This is a genomic window from Rhizobium hidalgonense, assembly GCF_002914525.1.
GTDB classification, from domain to species: Bacteria; Pseudomonadota; Alphaproteobacteria; order Rhizobiales; family Rhizobiaceae; genus Rhizobium; species Rhizobium hidalgonense.
The window spans coordinates 311,212-328,242 of sequence record NZ_LODW01000070.1; the positions used below are offsets into that span (position 1 = coordinate 311,212).

General features: G+C 63.6%; 13 protein-coding genes and 1 pseudogene. 6 read left to right on the top strand and 8 right to left on the bottom strand.

Annotated features, from left to right (window positions below; translation table 11 throughout):
* Positions 1 to 128 precede the first annotated feature (128 nt).
* The 6 genes from ATY29_RS23765 (at position 129) to ATY29_RS23790 (ending at position 7,888) form a co-directional block, all read left to right on the top strand.
* Complete coding sequence (locus ATY29_RS23765; protein ID WP_375165808.1) at positions 129 to 1,925, top strand: sensor histidine kinase; 1,797 nt, start codon at positions 129 to 131, stop codon at positions 1,923 to 1,925.
* Positions 1,922 to 3,256 carry a sigma-54-dependent transcriptional regulator gene (locus ATY29_RS23770; RefSeq protein ID WP_097533196.1) on the top strand — a complete coding sequence of 445 codons (1,335 nt, stop codon included), beginning with the start codon at positions 1,922 to 1,924 and terminating at the stop codon, positions 3,254 to 3,256. Before ATY29_RS23765 ends, ATY29_RS23770 begins: the two co-directional genes overlap by 4 nt.
* Before the next feature lie 211 nt (positions 3,257 to 3,467).
* The gene (locus tag ATY29_RS23775) at positions 3,468 to 4,451 is read left to right on the top strand and encodes a tripartite tricarboxylate transporter substrate-binding protein (protein WP_097533197.1); all 984 of its coding nucleotides are present in this window, start codon (positions 3,468 to 3,470) and stop codon (positions 4,449 to 4,451) included.
* 198 nt (positions 4,452 to 4,649) lie between these two features.
* On the top strand, positions 4,650 to 5,111 hold the full coding sequence (locus ATY29_RS23780; RefSeq protein WP_097533198.1) for a tripartite tricarboxylate transporter TctB family protein: 462 nt from the start codon (positions 4,650 to 4,652) through the stop codon (positions 5,109 to 5,111).
* A gap of 9 nt (positions 5,112 to 5,120) precedes the next feature.
* Positions 5,121 to 6,626: a tripartite tricarboxylate transporter permease gene (locus tag ATY29_RS23785; RefSeq protein WP_097533199.1), complete on the top strand. Its 1,506-nt coding sequence runs from the start codon at positions 5,121 to 5,123 to the stop codon at positions 6,624 to 6,626.
* A 92-nt stretch (positions 6,627 to 6,718) separates the two neighbouring features.
* Positions 6,719 to 7,888, top strand: a complete 1,170-nt coding sequence (locus ATY29_RS23790; protein WP_097533200.1) for a M20 aminoacylase family protein — start codon at positions 6,719 to 6,721, stop codon at positions 7,886 to 7,888.
* Positions 7,889 to 7,936: 48 nt separating this feature from the next.
* On the opposite strand, the gene ATY29_RS23795 is transcribed toward ATY29_RS23790, so the two are convergent.
* The 8 genes and pseudogenes from ATY29_RS23795 to ATY29_RS23830 all read right to left on the bottom strand — a co-directional run bounded on the left by ATY29_RS23795 (position 7,937) and on the right by ATY29_RS23830 (position 17,016).
* Positions 7,937 to 9,724, bottom strand: coding sequence for an adenine deaminase (locus ATY29_RS23795; RefSeq protein ID WP_097533201.1), 1,788 nt, complete (start codon positions 9,722 to 9,724; stop codon positions 7,937 to 7,939).
* On the bottom strand, positions 9,721 to 10,641 hold the full coding sequence (locus ATY29_RS23800; RefSeq protein WP_097533202.1) for a nucleoside hydrolase: 921 nt from the start codon (positions 10,639 to 10,641) through the stop codon (positions 9,721 to 9,723). Before ATY29_RS23800 ends, ATY29_RS23795 begins: the two co-directional genes overlap by 4 nt.
* A 4-nt stretch (positions 10,642 to 10,645) precedes the next feature.
* Positions 10,646 to 11,671: an ABC transporter ATP-binding protein gene (locus ATY29_RS23805; protein ID WP_097533203.1), complete on the bottom strand. Its 1,026-nt coding sequence runs from the start codon at positions 11,669 to 11,671 to the stop codon at positions 10,646 to 10,648.
* A complete protein-coding gene (locus ATY29_RS23810; RefSeq protein WP_025416970.1) occupies positions 11,664 to 12,443 on the bottom strand; it encodes an ABC transporter permease in 780 nt (259 codons plus the stop codon). Before ATY29_RS23810 ends, ATY29_RS23805 begins: the two co-directional genes overlap by 8 nt.
* The gene (locus tag ATY29_RS23815; RefSeq protein ID WP_003566221.1) at positions 12,440 to 13,267 is read right to left on the bottom strand and encodes an ABC transporter permease; all 828 of its coding nucleotides are present in this window, start codon (positions 13,265 to 13,267) and stop codon (positions 12,440 to 12,442) included. The genes ATY29_RS23810 and ATY29_RS23815 overlap by 4 nt, the downstream gene beginning before the upstream one ends.
* Positions 13,268 to 13,333: 66 nt before the next feature.
* The gene (locus tag ATY29_RS23820; protein WP_025416969.1) at positions 13,334 to 14,356 is read right to left on the bottom strand and encodes an ABC transporter substrate-binding protein; all 1,023 of its coding nucleotides are present in this window, start codon (positions 14,354 to 14,356) and stop codon (positions 13,334 to 13,336) included.
* Between the two features lies 1 nt (position 14,357).
* A pseudogene (locus ATY29_RS23825) lies at positions 14,358 to 15,402 on the bottom strand (LacI family DNA-binding transcriptional regulator).
* A 171-nt stretch (positions 15,403 to 15,573) separates the two neighbouring features.
* Positions 15,574 to 17,016: an efflux transporter outer membrane subunit gene (locus ATY29_RS23830; protein ID WP_003566213.1), complete on the bottom strand. Its 1,443-nt coding sequence runs from the start codon at positions 17,014 to 17,016 to the stop codon at positions 15,574 to 15,576.
* Positions 17,017 to 17,031: the final 15 nt, after the last annotated feature.

Consider the following 17,031-nt stretch of genomic DNA (forward strand, 5'->3'; position numbering starts at 1 on the left):
ACGGCCCTTGGAAATCACCGTCGGTGTTATTAGACTTGGACCGTCGGGTATGCCTCGCTGGGGAGTGGAGGCGGAAAGGGGAGGAGCCGGATCTGTCTTTGCGATATCGTGCGATAGCTGCGTTGCTGGTGGTACCGCTGATCATCTTCGCCTTCTTCACCTATGGAAGCGCGATCGCGACGCGCGCCTATATGGGGGAGGCCTCGGCCCAGGCGGGAACGGCGCTGCGCCTTGCCGTCTCGGCGCTCAGCGGTCACCTCAATCGCTACGAGGCGCTGCCGGCGCTGATTGCCGATCACGAGAATATCAAGGAACTGGTGAGCGCGCCCGACGACTCAGCCTTGCGCGATGCAGCTAATCTCTATCTCAAAGAGATCAACGGGCTGCTGAAATCCTCCGATATTTATGTGGTCAAGCCGGACGGCGAGACGATCGCGGCCAGCAATTACGACGGACCGGGAAGCTTCGTCGGACAGAATTTCAGCTACCGGCCCTATTTTCAGGACGCGATCGAAGGCCGGCAGGCGCGGTTCTATGCGCTCGGCACCACCTCGCTGAAGCGCGGCTATTACTTCGCAGCTCCGATCCGGACCGGCACGGATATTGGCGGTGTCATCGTCTTCAAGGTCGATATCGACATGATCGAATCCTCCTGGGGTGGCGGCGAATACAAGATCTTCGTCTCCGATCCGGAGGGCATCATCTTCATGTCCGGCAGCCCGGAATGGCTTTACGGCGCAATCCTGCCGCTGACGGCCGACCGCATCGCACGCACGCAAGCTTCGCGGCGTTATGCCAATGCCAGGCTGACGGCGTTGCCGGTGACTCGCCAGCGCTTTGAGCCGCACGAGTTGATGACGCTCGCCGGCGAGCGCGGTTCCAGAGAATATCTGGTGCTTTCGCACTACATGCCGGCCGAGGACTGGACGGTGAACGTGCTGATGGAGACAAGTTCCATTCGCGCCCAGGCGCGCACGGCGCTTGCGGCCATCTTTCTCATCCTCTGCATTGCGGGGCTCGCGGTTGCGGTTCTGCGCCAGCGGCGGGCGCGGCTTGCCGAGCGCATGCAGCTGCAAACGGAAGCTCGCAACGAGCTGGAGCGGCGCGTCGACGAACGCACGGCCGATCTTGCCCGCGTCAACAGCCGGATCGAGGAGGAGATATCGGAACGGCGTTTGACCGAGCAGCAGCTCCGTCAGACGCAGGCCGATCTCATCCAGGCGGGCAAACTTGCCGGCCTCGGGCAGATGTCGGCTGCTCTTTCGCATGAGTTCAATCAGCCGCTCGCCGCCGCCAAGACCTATACGGATAGCGCCTCCGTTCTCATCGATCGCGGCCGGACGGAGGAGGCGCGGGACAATATAAGGCGTATCGGCGGGCTGATCGACCGCATGGCCGCGATTAGCCGGCACCTGCGCAACTTCGCCCGTAAACCGAACGAGAAGCTGGGGTCTGTTTCTCTCGATGAAGCGATGCATGACACGCTCGAAATCATCGCCTGGCGGCTGAAGGCGGCAGACGCCGAGCTCCGGCTCGACCTCGGCACACGGCCGCCGGTGGTGCGCGCCGGTTCGGTGCGTCTGCAGCAGGTGCTGGTCAATGTGATTTCCAATGCCGCCGATGCGGTGGAAGGGCTGGACGACAGACGCATTGAGATTTCGGCCTTCGAGGAGGCCGGCAAGGCGGTGCTGACAGTGCGCGACCATGGGCCGGGTGTGCCTGCCGCGATCGCCGAGCGTATCTTTGATCCCTTCTTCACGACCAAGGGTGTCGGCAAGGGGCTCGGTCTCGGCCTGTCGATCTCCTACAATATCATCAAGGATTTCGGCGGCAGCCTTACTACTGCCAATCATTCCGAAGGGGGCGCGGTGTTCCGCATCGAGCTGCAATCGGCGGCAGGGCTGATGCCGGAGGCAGCGGAATGAACGATGCGAAGATCCTGCTGGTTGACGACGAGGAGGAACTGCGCCGCTCGACGGCGCAGGCGTTGGAGCTTTCCGGCTTCAGTGTCGAGACCTATTCGAACGGCGACCACGTGCTGGAGCTGATCGGCTACAGTTTTCCTGGCGTCGTCGTCAGCGATATCCGCATGCCCGGCATGGACGGCATGACGCTGATGCAGAAGATCCGCGAACTCGACCCGGAGGTGCCGGTCATTCTCGTCACCGGCCACGGCGACGTTCAGCTTGCGGTGAAGGCGATGCGCGAAGGCGCCTATGATTTCATCGAGAAGCCGTTCACGCCGGAGATGCTTGCCGGCGTCATCCGCCGGGCGATGGAGCGGCGCGGCCTCGTGCTCGAAAACCGGCTGCTGAAGGCGGTCGCCGGCAAACGCGACGATATCGAAGCGCGGCTGCCGGGGCGCACACAGGTGATGGTGGATCTGCGCTACCGTATCCGGGCGATCGGCGCGAGCGATGCCGATACGCTGATTGTCGGCGAGACCGGGGCCGGTAAGGAAGTGGTGGCGCGGGCGCTGCACGATATCAGCGCCCGGGCGAGCCGGCCGTTCATCGCGATCAATTGCGCAGCACTTCCGGCAAACCTGATCGAGAGCGAGCTCTTCGGCCATGAGGTGGGCGCCTTTCCTGGCGCGGTGCGGCCGCGCTACGGAAAGTTTGAGCACGGGCGCGGCGGCACCATCCTGCTCGACGAAATTGGCTCCATGCCCTTCGACCTGCAGGCGAAGTTCCTGCGGGTGCTGCAGGAGCGGGTGATCTCCCGGTTGGGATCGAATGAGACGGTGGCGCTCGACGTGCGCTTTATCGCCACGAGCAAGGTGGATCTGGAGGCGGAGGTGGCGGCGGGGCGCTTCCGCGCCGATCTCTTCTATCGGCTGAACGTCGCGACACTTCATGTGCCGTCTCTGTCGCAGCGCCGGGCGGATGTTCCGCTGCTCTTTCTGCAGCTGGTGCGGGAAGCGGCGGCCCGCTACGGCCGCGACGAGGTCGTCGTGGCGCCCGAGGTGATCTCTGACATCGCCCAGCGCGACTGGCCGGGCAACGTGCGCGAACTCCGGAATGCCGCCGACCGTCTGGTCCTCGGTCTCGATGATGGCGGGCCACAGGCCGAGGAAGCGACCGGGCTTGCGGAGCGTGTCGCCGAATTCGAACGGGGCGTCATTGCCAGTGCTCTGGTAGCGCATGGCGGCAGCCTCAAGCCGGTTTATGAGACGCTCGGCATTTCCCGCAAGACCCTCTACGAAAAGATGCAGAAATACGGCCTCGACAAGCGGATGCTGACCACCGAAGGCTAATTGCCGGCCATCAAGTTCGCGTTGGGTGGAAATCCACCCAACGCGAAAGCCGTTTGTTTCCAAATCGACCCATGCTGCATTGCACTGTCGCAAAATCGTCTCTCGAAAGTGGCTGCAGTGATTGCCGGTCGGTTTTTCCCGGCGGCAAATAGGTCATGCCCGGCGCGGAGGATGTGTCGGCGGACTTGCTTGTTTCATCAGGGAGGAAACGATGAAAATTCTGAAGGCCATGCTCGGCCTGACCGCGGCTGCCGCAGTCTCTCTTCTCGCCGGCGCCGCTTCGGCGCAGACCTATCCCGAACGCACCATCACCATGGTCGTGCCCTTTGCAGCCGGCGGCCCGACCGACACCGTCGCGCGCCTCGTCGCCGAATCCATGTCGAAGGATCTCGGTCAGCAGATCGTCGTCGAAAATGTCGGCGGCGCCGGCGGCACGCTCGGCGCCGGCCGCGTGGCGAGCTCCGATCCCGACGGCTACACGATCCTGCTGCACCATATCGGCATGGCGACCAGCGCCACGCTCTACCGCAAACTCGCCTATGACACGCTCGGCGCCTTCGATTATGTCGGCCTCGTCACCGATGTGCCGATGACGATCGTCGCACGCAAGGACATGGAGCCGACCGACCTCAAGGGGTTGATCGACTATATCAAGGCCAACAAGGACAAGGTGACGGTTGCCAATGCCGGCATCGGCGCGGCCTCGCATCTTTGCGGCATGATGTTCATGAGCGCCATCCAGACGCCGCTCACCACCGTTCCCTACAAGGGGACCGGCCCTGCCATGACCGATCTGCTCGGCGGCCAGGTCGATGTCATGTGCGACCAGACGACCAACACGACGAAGCAGATCCAGGGCGGCACGATCAAGGCCTATGCCGTGACCTCGCCCAAGCGCCTCGACGTGATGAAGGACATTCCGACGGCTGTCGAAGCCGGCCTGCCGGGCTTCGAAGTCGGCATCTGGCACGGCATCTACACGCCGAAGGGCACGCCGGCTGCGATCAACGAACGGCTGTCGAAGTCGCTGCAGGTCGCGCTCAAGGATCCGAACGTCGGCGCCCGCTTCGCCGAGCTCGGCACGGCGCCATCCTCCGACGCCGATGCGACGCCCGCCGCATTGAAGGCCAAGCTCGAAAGCGAGATCGCCCGCTGGAAGCCGGTGATCGAGGCTGCCGGCGAATATGCGGACTAGTGAAGGTGGTGCCAGGAACAGCCCTTCACCCGAACCCTCTCCCCGTAAACGGGGAGAGGGGACTTGCCCTAGGGCCAGCGGCAGAGACAGAGGCCGGCGGCATATGCCTTCGCCCCGCAGGCGGGGAGAAGGTGGCTAAGCCGGATGAGGGGCAATCGCTGCAGTAACGACGCTCCATCTCCAACTCCAGGAGACATCATGAAATCCATCAGTTTCGATACCACCAATGCGATCTGCGGCGGGCTTTTCGTCGCGACCGGCGCATTCTTTGCCATCCAGTCGCTGGGGCTCGACCTCGGCACGGCGGTGCGCATGGGGCCCGGTTATTTTCCGCTGGTGCTGGCCTGTGTGCTCGTGCTTCTCGGTGCGATCATCTTCATTCAGGCGCTGCGCGTCGAGGGGGAGCCGATCGGTCCCTTCGCCTGGCGCGGCATGCTGTTCATCCTGCCGGCGCCCGTCTTTTTCGGGCTGACGGTGCGCGGGCTCGGATTTGCGCCGGCGCTGTTCTTCACCGCCTTCATCGCCTGCTTCGCATCGCAAAAGATGAACCTGTTCTTCGCGATCATTCTTTCGCTGCTGCTGACGGTCTTTTCCGTGGCGGTCTTCAGTTATGGGCTCGGCCTGCCGTTCGAGCGCTTCGGCCCCTGGGTCCGGTTCTAGGAGGCGATGATGGATCTTTTCAGCAATCTCGCGCTCGGTTTTGCGACAGCCGGCACACTTGACAACCTGCTCTTCTGCCTGATCGGCGTGCTGCTCGGCACGCTGATCGGCGTGCTGCCAGGCATCGGCGCCACGGCGACGATCGCCATGCTCCTGCCGATCACCTTCCAGCTCGAACCGGTCTCCTCGCTGATCATGCTCGCCGGCATCTATTACGGCGCGCAATATGGCGGTTCGACGACGGCGATCCTCATCAACATGCCGGGCGAATCCTCGTCCGCCGTCACCGCGATCGACGGCTACCAGATGGCGCGCAAGGGCAGGGCTGGGGCAGCTCTGGCGATCGCCGCGCTCGGCTCATTCTTCGCCGGCACGGTCTCGACCTTTCTCGTTGCGATCTTCGCGCCGCCGCTCACCGCCATCGCGCTGCAATTCGGTTCGGCCGAATATTTCTCGCTGATGATCGTCGGCCTTGTCTCGTCGATTGCCCTCGCGCACGGCTCCGTCGTCAAGGCGCTGGCGATGGTGGCGCTCGGGTTGCTGCTCGGTCTCGTCGGCACGGATATCTACACCGGCACGCCGCGCTTCACGCTCGGCATCCGCGAATATGCCGATGGGCTGAATTTCGTGGCGCTGGCGGTCGGCGTCTTCGGGGTGGCGGAAATCCTGCGCAACCTCGAAGGCGAGTCGACCCGCACGGTGCTGATGGCCAAGGTGTCCGGCCTTTTGCCCTCGCGCCAGGAATTCAAGGAGATGATCGCGCCCGTCATTCGCGGCACGGCGATCGGTTCGGCGCTCGGCATCCTGCCCGGCGGCGGCGCGATCCTTGCCTCCTTCGCCTCCTATACGGTGGAGAAACGCCTGTCGAAGACACCGGGGGAATTCGGCAAGGGTGCCGTCGCAGGCGTCGCCGGTCCGGAATCGGCCAACAATGCCGGCGCGCAGACCTCGTTCATCCCGCTCCTGACGCTCGGCATTCCGGCCAATCCGGTCATGGCGCTGATGGTCGGCGCGATGATCATCCAGGGCATCGTGCCGGGACCGAACGTCGCCACCGAGCAGCCAGCGCTGTTCTGGGGCATCATCGCCTCGATGTGGATCGGCAACCTGATGCTGGTCATCCTCAACCTGCCGCTGATCGGGCTCTGGGTGAAGCTCCTGACCGTGCCCTACTACGTGCTCTTCCCGGTTATCATGGCCTTCTGCTCGATCGGGGTCTACAGCGTCAACGCCAACGTCTACGACCTCTATGCCGTCGCCTTCTTCGGGCTCATCGGCTACGTGCTGGCAAAACTTCGCTGTGAGCCGGCGCCGCTGCTGCTCGGTTTCGTGCTCGGGCCACTGCTCGAAGAAAACCTGAGGCGCGCGATGATCCTATCGCGCGGCGATCCGACCACCTTCGTCACCCGGCCGATCAGCGCCACGCTTCTGGCGATCGCGGTCGCCGTGCTCATCGTCGTCTTCCTGCCGAGCGTCAAGAAGAAGCGCGAAGAGGTGTTTGTCGAAGAGGCGTAGGGGTTGAACTCGTCGCTTGTTTGATCAACATGGAATGATCTGAGGCGGGCGCCGGCTGGGCGCCCGTTTCGCTTGACAGGATATCCAGGCCCATGAGCATTCCTGCCCGGATCAAGGACGATCTGCCGTTTCTTACTTCCTTGCGCCGTGATCTGCATGCCCATCCCGAGCTCGGCTTCGAGGAGGAGCGGACCAGCGGCATCGTCGCGAGACTTCTCGAAGAGGCAGGCATTACGGTGCATCGCGGCCTCGGCGGCACCGGCGTGGTCGCCACGCTGCAGGTCGGCAATGGCACGCGCAGCATTGGGCTGCGCGCCGATATGGATGCGCTCGCCATGCCTGAAACGGCGGATCGCCCCTATAAATCGACTGTGCCGGGGAAGATGCATGCCTGCGGCCATGACGGCCATACCACAATGCTTCTCGGCGCCGCACGATATCTTGCGGCGACGCGGGATTTTTCCGGCACGGTGCATTTCATCTTCCAACCGGCCGAAGAGGGCCGCGGCGGGGCGAAGCGCATGGTGGAGGAGGGGCTGTTCAAGCTTTTCCCCTGCGACGCCGTCTACGGGCTGCACAACATGCCTGGACTTGCGGTCGACGAAATCGCCGTGGTCGAGGGGCCGCAGCTTGCATCGTCCGACAGTTGGCGCATCACCTTTCGCGGCATCGGCACGCATGGCGCCAAGCCACATCTCGGCCGCGATCCGATCACGGCCGGCGCCACCTTCCTGTCATCGCTGCAGACGATCGTCGGGCGGGTGGTCGACCCGCTGCAGCCGGCCGTCGTCAGCGCCTGTTTCCTGCAGGCGGGTAATCCCAAGGCGCTGAACGTCATTCCTGATACTGTCGAGATCGGCGGCACGGCGCGGGCCTATTCACCTGAGGTGCGCGATCAGCTGGAGACCGAGATCGGTCGGTTGGCTAAGGGAACGGCAGCGATGTACGGCATTGAGGCCGATTACGACTTCGAGCGCCGGATTCCGCCTGTCGTCAACGACGCGGATGTCAGCGCTCGGGCGCTTGCTGCCGCGGCGACTGTCTTCGGCGAGAAGGTGCGGACAAGCTTCCCGCCGTCGACGGCCGGCGATGATTTCGCCTTTTTCGCGCAGAATGCGCCGGGTTGTTATGTCTGGCTTGGCAACGGGCCGGCGGTTGATGGAGCGCTGCACCACAACACCGCCTATGATTTCAACGATGACGCGCTTGACTATGGCGCGGCCTATTGGGTGGCGTTGGTGGAGCGGGAGTTAAAGGTTTGAGGTCGCGTTTGCGGCCCCTTCCCTGGTTTGTGCTTTGTGCGTCCCGACTTACAAAACCTCCAGCACCGGACTTTCCAGCACCTTGCCCGTCACCACGTCGGCAATTCCCCGGTCCGTCTGGTGCGGGCCGGCGTTGCAGGCGAGCGTTGCGCCGAAGCAGGCCTTGAAGACCCGATAGGGCGGCTTCCAATCGACGATTTTTTCCATCGCCTTGCGGATGCCGGCGAAGGCCGAGGCGGTGTCCTTCAGCGATGCATCGGTTACCAGGCCGGAGAGCGGCAGCGGCAGGATCGCTTCGATCTTTCCGTCCTTGGCGACTGCCATGCCGCCGCCGGCCGATATGACGACGTTGGCGGCGAGCGCCATGTCGCATGCATTGCCGCCGAAGACGGTGAGGTTGTGGCTGTCATGCGAGACGGTCGTGCAGAAGGCGCCGCGCCATTCGCCCCAGCCGGTGAGGAAGCCGATGCGCTGGGTGGCGTCGGCTTTGCCGTGGCGGTGAGCGACGGCGATCATCGCGCTTCCGGCCGGCGGCACGACGAAGCCGTCTTTGACCTCTGTCTCCACCTCGCCCCATTGCGTGAAACGCGGGCGGTCGATGGTGGCGACGCGGACGCGTTCGCCTCTCGAGGGAATGCGGAAATCATTCTCGCCGAATTGCGGGAGCTTCACCGAATTTTCCAACGGGGCCGGATCGAGCTTCCGGACGCCAACCTGCATGCTGCCGTTGCGGGCGGCGATGCGGCCGCCCGATATGACCAGCCGCGCCCGGAATTCCGTGAGGTCCTCGAAGAGCACGATGTCGGCGCGGCGGCCAGCGGCGAGGAGGCCGAGATCGGAGCGCTTCAGCCGCTGCGTGGCGTTGAAGGTCACGGCACGCAGCGCCCATTCCGGTTTCAGGCCGTAGCGCACCAGACGGCGGATGACGTCGTCGAGGCCGCCGCTTTGATAGAGTTCATCGGGAAAGACATCGTCGGTGCAGAGTGTCACGGTCGGGGGCAGGTGGCCGATACCATTCAGCACCTCGACGAATTCCTTGAGCAGATGGTCGTGGGAGCCGCGCAGCTCGATCGTCAGACCGGCGGAAAGCTTGGCGGCGAGGTCGGTGCCGGAGGTGAGTTCGTGGTCGGAGGTGACTCCTGCTGCCATGAAGGCGTTGAGATCGGCGCCTTCAAGGCCGCGGGCATGGCCGCAGACGAGTTTGCCGGAGGCGAGGCCGGCATTGACGATAGCGGTCATACGCGGATCGCCGTCGATGACGCCGCGCATGTTCATGACTTCGGCGACGCCGCCGACGGCGGAGGAGCGCAGCATTTCGGCGATGACGGCGGCATCGAAATCGGCGCCGGCACGTTCCAGGCCCGGTGCCGATGGCACGCAGGAAGGGGCAAGCAGGATCATGCGCAACGGCAGTGAGCGCGCCGCCTCGATCGCCCAGCGCACGCCGTCGAGCCCGTGGACGTTGCCGAATTCATGCGGATCCCAGACGACCGTCGTGACACCGCGCGGCAACACCGCGCTCGCATATTCGGCCGGCGTCACCATGGAACTTTCGACATGCATGTGGGTGTCGATCAGGCCGGGCGTCAGGATGCCGCCCGCCGCATCGATGATCTCGACCGCATCCGTGCGGCTCTCCGGGGCATGGACGCTTGATATCAGGGCGCCGACGAGACCGATATCGACTTTCCGGACTAGGCCGGTCACCACGTCGAGCAGCCGGCCGCCGGTAATCAGCACATCGAAGGGGGCGTCGCCACGCGCAGCCGCGACGGCGCGGGCACGCAAGGCGGGATCGTTGAGATCGGCGGGTTCCCGGCTAGGGATGGCGTTCATTTGCGGGCCTCGTTGAGCAGGGCGGCGAGAATGACCGCGCGCGCCTTATCGGCATCGATATCGGCGGCGAATTCTGCATTGAAGGTCGCATGCGTGGCGCGGGTCTCGACGACGGTGCGGCCACGGGTCAGACTGCCCTGCAGCTCGACGTCGATGCGCGCCGGGCGGAAGCTGACGATATCGGGAGCGACGAAGGCGACGGCGGCGCAGAGGTCGTAGATGGCCATGCCAGGGCGGCCGCGGCTGGTGCCGATGCTTATATAACCGGACAACATGTCGGCGATCAGCTCGGCATTGGCGCCGCCGGCATTGCGTACCGGTTCGGCATCCTCGGGCATTGCCAGCACCTTGCGGCACAGGTCGAGATCGACCATGCGCAACGGCAGGCCATGGGCGATGACGATCGCAAGGGCCTCGGGATCGGCCAGCGCGTTGAACTCGGCAGAGGCCGTGTGGTTGCCTGATGTAACGCCGCCGCCCATCCAGACGAGTTCGCCGATGCGGGCGGCGAGATCGGGACGGGCGAGCGCCACGGCGGCGATATTGGTGAGCGGCCCGAGCGCCAGGATGCGGTGCTGGCCATCACGCTCCAGCCAGCGGCAGAGTGCGGTGAAGGCATCGCTCTCGGCAAGGGCGGGCGCCTCCGGCAGGCTCTTGCCAGATGTCGGAATTCCGGTTGCGCCGAGGATCGCCTGGGCGGTTTCGAGCTTGCCGAGAACCGGCAGGGCGCGGCCGGTTTGGATGGGGAATGTCCAGCCGAAGGCGCTGGCGGCGCCGGCGGCGTTTTTTCTCACCTGCGGCAGCGGCGCATTGCCGAAGACCAGCGAGACGCCGTCGATTTCGAATTCCGACTGCGCCACCACCAGAATGGCAGCGATGTCGTCGAAGCCCATGTCGGTGTCGATCCAGACGCCCATGATTTCACCCGAACCGTTTGAGGTTGGCCGCGCCGGCAACCGGCAGGTCGAAGGCAAGCGCGCTGCCGATCTCGTGCGGCGGCAGGCTTGCGTCGATTTCGGCCTTGATGGGCCCAAGCGGCGTATCGAGAAGATATTCGCGGGTGTTGCCGGCGAAAGATGTGCCGCGCACGGTGCCCTGAAAAGGACCGGAACCGAGGGTCACCATGCGCGGGCGCCAGGCGAGGCCGGCCGCAGCTTTCGGCGCCGGGCCGGAAAGTGCTACCGGGCCATTCGGCGTCGCGAGCTTTCCATCACTCAGCGCAAAGACATTCTCGAAGCCGACGAAATCGGCGACGAAGGCGGAGGTGGGGTTGTTGTAGATCTCTTCCGGCGTGCCGATCTGTTCGATGCCGCCATTCAGCATGACGACGATGCGGTCGGCGAGCGCCAGGGCCTCGACCTGGTCGTGGGTGACGAAGATCATGGTGACGCCAGTCTCCTTCTGGACACGCTGCAGCTCTGCGCGCATCTCGAGGCGCAGGCGGGCGTCGAGATTGGAGAGCGGCTCGTCGAGCAGCAGCAGTTTCGGCTCCATCACCATCGAGCGGGCAAGGGCCACGCGTTGCTGCTGGCCGCCGGAGAGTTCGGCGGGTTTGCGGCCGGCGAAAGTGGTGAGCCCGACGGATTTCAGGCCGCAGCCGACGCGGGCATCGAGATCGGCGCCCGAGATGCCCTTGAGACGCAGGCCGAAGGCGACGTTCTCGTAGACCGTCAGATGCGGAAAGAGTGCATAGGATTGGAAGACCAGGCCGATGGCGCGTTTGTTGGCGGAGACGCGGGTGATATCGGCGCCGTCGAGCCGGATGCGGCCGGAAGCGGGGGTCAGCAGACCGGCGATGGCGCGCATCGTGGTCGTCTTGCCGCAGCCGGAGGGGCCGAGAAGGGCGACGAGTTCGCCTTTGCCGATTGCGAGGTCGAGATTTCCGACCGCGACCGTATCGCCATAGGCGAGCGTCAGCTTGTCAAGTTGAAGATAGGCGTCAGACATAACGCGAGAATCCAAGGAAGCGTTCGGCGAGGAAGACGATGCCGATCGACAGGAAGGCGAGAAGGGCGGAGAGCGCTGCAATGGAGGGATCGTAGGTGGTTTCCATGTAACCCAGCATGTCGATCGGCAGGGTCCGCACGCCCGGGCCGGAGAGGAAGAGCGAGACCGGCACCTGATTGAAGCTGGTGACGAAGCCGAGGATGAAGGCGGCGAGAATGCCGCCGCGGATATTCGGCACCACCACGCGGAAAAAGGCGCCGAACCTGGAAGAGCCGAGCAGAACGGCTGCCTCCTCGATATCCGAGCGCAGATTATCGAGGCTCGCCGAAACGACGCGCACGGCATAGGGCAGCACCAGGGCTGTATGGGCAAAGAACAGCGCCAGCGTGATATTGAAGCCGAAGGGCACGACGAGATAGCGCAGCAGAGCCAGACCGACGATGATGCCGGGGACGATGATCGGCAGCGAGACGATCGTGCGAACAGTTTCGGCCGCGGGCAGCCGGTACCGCGACAAGGCATAGGCGGCTGGGATGCCGAGCACGAGGGCTGCGAGCGTTCCGAAGACGGCAAGGAATATTGACATGGCAAAGCTGTCGCGGAAGCTGTCGATGGTGAAGACCTTCATGACCCAGCGCAGCGATAGTCCCTGCGGCGGAAAGGCCAGCGTATCGCCTGATGATAACGAAGCGGCGATGATGATCAGGAACGGGCCGATCAGGAAGACCAGCAGCAGCAAGAGCACAATGGGCGAAAACAGGCGCAGGGTCATCGGCGGTTCCTCGCCGTTGCAAGACGTTTCAGCAGGATGTTGGCGGCAAAGCTCATGACGATCAGGATGAAGGCGATGACGCTGGCCGAGACGAAATTATTGGCGACGGAAACCTGCTGATACAGCAGCGTTTCCAGCATCAGCACCTTGGAGCCGCCAAGCACGGCAGGGGTGATATAGGCGGTCAGCGAACCGGTGAAGACAAGCGTGCCGCCGACGACGAGGCCTTCCCTGGTCAGCGGCAGGATGACCTTCCAGAAGACCTGGAACCAGTTGGCGCCGAGCACACGGGCAGCCGGGATCGCGTCCTTCGGCATGTTTTCGAGGGCGCTGATCAGCGACAGGATCATCAGCGGCAGGAAGAGCTGCAGGAGGCCGATGAAGACGGCGGTCTCGGTAAACAGCAGCCGTAGCGGCTCGGCGCTGAGACCCATACCGGTTATCGCCTGGTTGACGATGCCGGTGCGGCCGAGAATGACGATCCAGGCATAGGTGCGCGCCACCGGCGAGATCATCAGCGGTAGGGTGATGAGGCCGATCATCCGGCCCTTGCCCTTCGGCGGCAGGTTGACGATGGCAAAGGCTGCGGCATAGCCGATAACCGCCGAGACGGCGGTGACTTCGAGGCCGAGACGGAAGCTGCGCAGGAAAACTGTGCGGTTCAGCGTCTCGGAGAAGAAACCGGCATAGGCCGACAGTGTCCAGCCGCCGCCGGCACGGAAGCCCTCCGACAGCAGGATCGCGACGGGCAGCAGGAAGACCACGGTCGCAAAGATGGCCGCCGGCAAGGCAAGCGCCAGGGCTTCTGCGCGGTTCTGGAACATGAGGCGCCTTTCCAGGACAGGAGGGCGGTCCCGACAGTGGCGCCGGGACCAGTTTTGATACGGACCTTACTGGCCGACCTTCTCGTTCCAGGTCTTCAGCCAGCCGGCGCGATTGTCGAGGGCGACGGCGGAAGGAATCAACTTGAGGCTCTTGGCTGTCGCCTCGCCATAGGTGAGGTTGTTGGCCGCAGCCTCGGACAGTTTGACCTCGTTGTTTGCCGGGCTGTCGACCAGCTTTTCGGCGAGCTTGGTTTGGGTGTCGGTCGAGAGCCAGAAATCCATGAACTGCAAGGCGAGATCCTGGTTTTTTGAACCCTTGGTCAGCACCAGCACATTCATGCCACCGGTCTGGCCCTCTTTCGGCGTCGCCCAGGCGACCGGGACGTCGAGTTTGGTAAAGCCTGCCCAGGAGAAGCGGCCGATCGGCGCTGCCCAGATTTCCTCCTGCTGCATCAACTGGACGAGCTGGGAGGACTTTTCGTAGAAGGTAACGATCTCGTCCTTCTTCTCGCCCAGCGCCTCGATCGGTCCCTTCAAATCGGGCGTGTCCTTGCCGAGCGCTTGGCCGAGCATGTAAAGCGCCGGTGGCCCCTGATTGGTGGTCACGTTCGGAAAGGCGACGTGGCCGACATATTCCGGCTTCAAGAGATCGGCCCAGGAGTCGATCTTCATCTTGTCGGGTCGATAGGCGATCGAGGTGGCGTAGAAGGTATAACCAACGCTCATGCCGTCGTCGTTCGGATCCTTGGCGATGTCGTACAGCTTGGCGAAATTCGAAAGTTTCGCGGTATCGACCTTGTCGATCAGCCCGGCGCGGGCGGCGGCGAGCGCATCGGCCATCGAAACGGCGGCGAGATCGACGACGGGATTGGCCTTGTTGGCTTCCATCTTGGCCAGTCGTTCGACGCTGTTGCCGGTTTCGACAACGAGCTTGCAGCCGCATTTGGCTTCGAATGGATCGTAGACCAGCGTCTTGAAATCGTCCTGGGCAAAGGCATAGACGGAAATGGTCAGCGTCCGTTCCGCCGCAGATGCGGCAAGCGGCGACAGGGCGGAGAGCGCCACCGAAGCAATGAGAGCTTTTTTCATCCTACATGTTCTCCATCTCTGAGGTTTTTGGTGCCGGGTCCGCAAGGCCCGGATGATTGGCGGACGATCAGCTGCATGGCGACACGGTCGACATCCGCGGTAACGAGCATGCCCTCCCAGGTGCTGCTTGTTTTTATGGCATCCGTCAGTGCCGACACGGCAATCTCGGCAATCCTATCCATGTCCATCCGCACGGTTGTCAGCGACGGCGTCACGACAGGCGACCAGATGAGGTCGTCGAAGCCGGTGACGCTGACATCGGCGGGAATGTTGACGCCGGCTTGCTGCAACTCCGTCAGCGCTCGCAGGGCCTGCAGGTCGGACAGGGCTGCGAAGGCGGTGAAGCCCTGCCTGACTTTTTCGGCAAGGCCAAGCGAGCAGCCGCTGCCGCGATCCTGCTCGAGTCTGTCGATCCACAACGTGTCCGCATGCATGTCCGGGCGCATGCCGGAGCGGATGCCATCGGCGCGGTCGTTCTGGACGCTGGATTCCTGATTGTTGCCGATGATGAGGATGCGGCGATGGCCGAGGCCGGCAAGATGGCCGGCGATTTCGCAGCCGCCTTGCCAATGGTCGGCAGCAACGGTGTTGCCTGAAGTCGATGGGGTATCGATGACGGCGACGGGGCAGGCAGCGGAAGAGATGCGGGTGGCGCGGCGGGGAATGACGACCATACCGTCGACGCCGCGCTCGACCAGCCGATTGATTGCCTCGGTCTGTGCGGTGACATCGCCCCGGGAATCGGCGATCAGCACACCGTAGCCCGCGGTGGAGGCGGCAAATTCGATCGCCTGGGCGATCTTCGGAAACAGCGGATTGGCGATATCGGGCAGGACCAGGCCGAGAACGCCGCTGCGTCCGGTGCGCAACGCCCGGCCGGCCTGGCTCGGGATATAGCCAAGTTCGGCTGCATGCTCGCGGATTTTTTCGATCAACTGGCCGGAGACCCGGCCCTTGCCGGAAAGCGCATTGGAGACGGTGGCGACAGAGACGCCGAGTGACGTCGCTATCCTGCTGAGGTTTGGTCCCGGGCGCGATTGAGCCATGATCTAAAGCGTTCTGGTTAATCGTTTAATCAGAGCTTTACCTCAGCTTTTTTTGCTTGTCGAATCCAAACTCACCTTATGCCCAATTATCCGCGAAGCGAATTCGTCAGATATGAAAAAACCCCGCGAGGCGATCGCGGGGTTCCGAATTTCCGACAGGCAGACCGCCAATCAGCTCTTGGCCGGCTTCGCCGTCGGCACCGGCTTCACCGGTGCCGTGGTCTTGCCGCCGGGTGCATAGCCGCCGCCGACTGCAATATTCAGCGAGACGTAGTCCTTGGCCATCTGCTGGACGGACTGGGCAAGGCTTGCCTGAGCCAGCGAAACCTGACGCTGCGCGTCGAGAACGTCGAGCAGCGAAGAGGCGCCATCCTTGTAGGATGCGGTGGAAAGTTCGAGCGTTTCCTGGGTTGTCTTGACCTGGGCCTGAAGTGCGGCGACCGTGCGGGCGTCGCGCCGGACAGCCGCAAGCGCGTTTTCGACCTGTTCGACCGCGGTCAGCACCGTCGACTTCCAGTTGAGGTAGGCCGTGGCGGCATCGGACTGCGCCGACTTGACGTTGGCGCGCAGGCGGCCACCGTCGAAGATCGGCAGGTTGAGGGTGGGGCCGAAGGACCAAGGCGTCAGGCCGCCATGGATACCACGCTGGTTGATGTAGGACGGTGAGATCGAACCGCTGAGCGAGATGCTCGGATAGAGTTGCGCCTGGGCGACGCCGATATTGGCGGTTGCGGCAGCGAGATCACGTTCCGCCACACGAATGTCGGGACGATTGCGGATCAGGTCCGCCGGGATGCCGGAGGTGATGCCGCCGCGGAATACCGGCTGACCGTAGCCCTTCAGCAGTTCATCGACGAGGGCCGAGGCCGGCAGGCCGAGCAGTGTAGCGATGTGATGAGCTGATATGCGGATGTTGGTTTCGAGGCCGGGAATTTCGGCGAGCGTCGACTGCACCAGGCCTTCGGCCTGAACAACGTCGAGACGCGAAGCGGCACCAGCTTCGAGCTGGAACTTGGTCAGTTCGTAGGTTTCCTGGCGGGACTTCAGGTTAGCCTTCGAAAGAGACAGGCGCTGCTGGTAGTAGCGAACGTCGATATAGCTCGAGACGAGATCCTGGATCAGCGTCAGCCTGGCAACATCGGCCGATGAGTAAGCGGAATCGAGCGAGGCGAGAGCGCTTTCGGTGCTGCGCTTGTAGAGGCCGAAGAGATCGAGCAGCCAGCTCAACTGAACGTCGCCGGCGCTGGTATTGCGCGTGTCGAACTGCGTGCGCAGTTCGCCCCTCTGGCCGCTCACCGTGTGCGAGCCGCCGACGGTGAGGTTCGGCAGGGCGCCGGCTCCGGCGGTGGTGACGGCGGCGGAGGCCGCATTGATGCGTTCGATCGCCTGCTGGACTGTCAGGTTCTGCTCGAGGCCGGCGTTGACGTAGCCGTTCAGTCTCGAATCGTTGAAGGCGGTCCACCAGGCTGCGGTAGCAACATCACCATCACTCTTCGTTCCGCCTTCTCCGAATTTGGCGGGCAGCGGCATTTCAGGAGGAACATGATCCGGGCCAACAACGCAGCCCGACAGTAATAACAATAATGCCGGGGTGGCAAAACGAAGAGATACCATTCATTTCATCCTGTA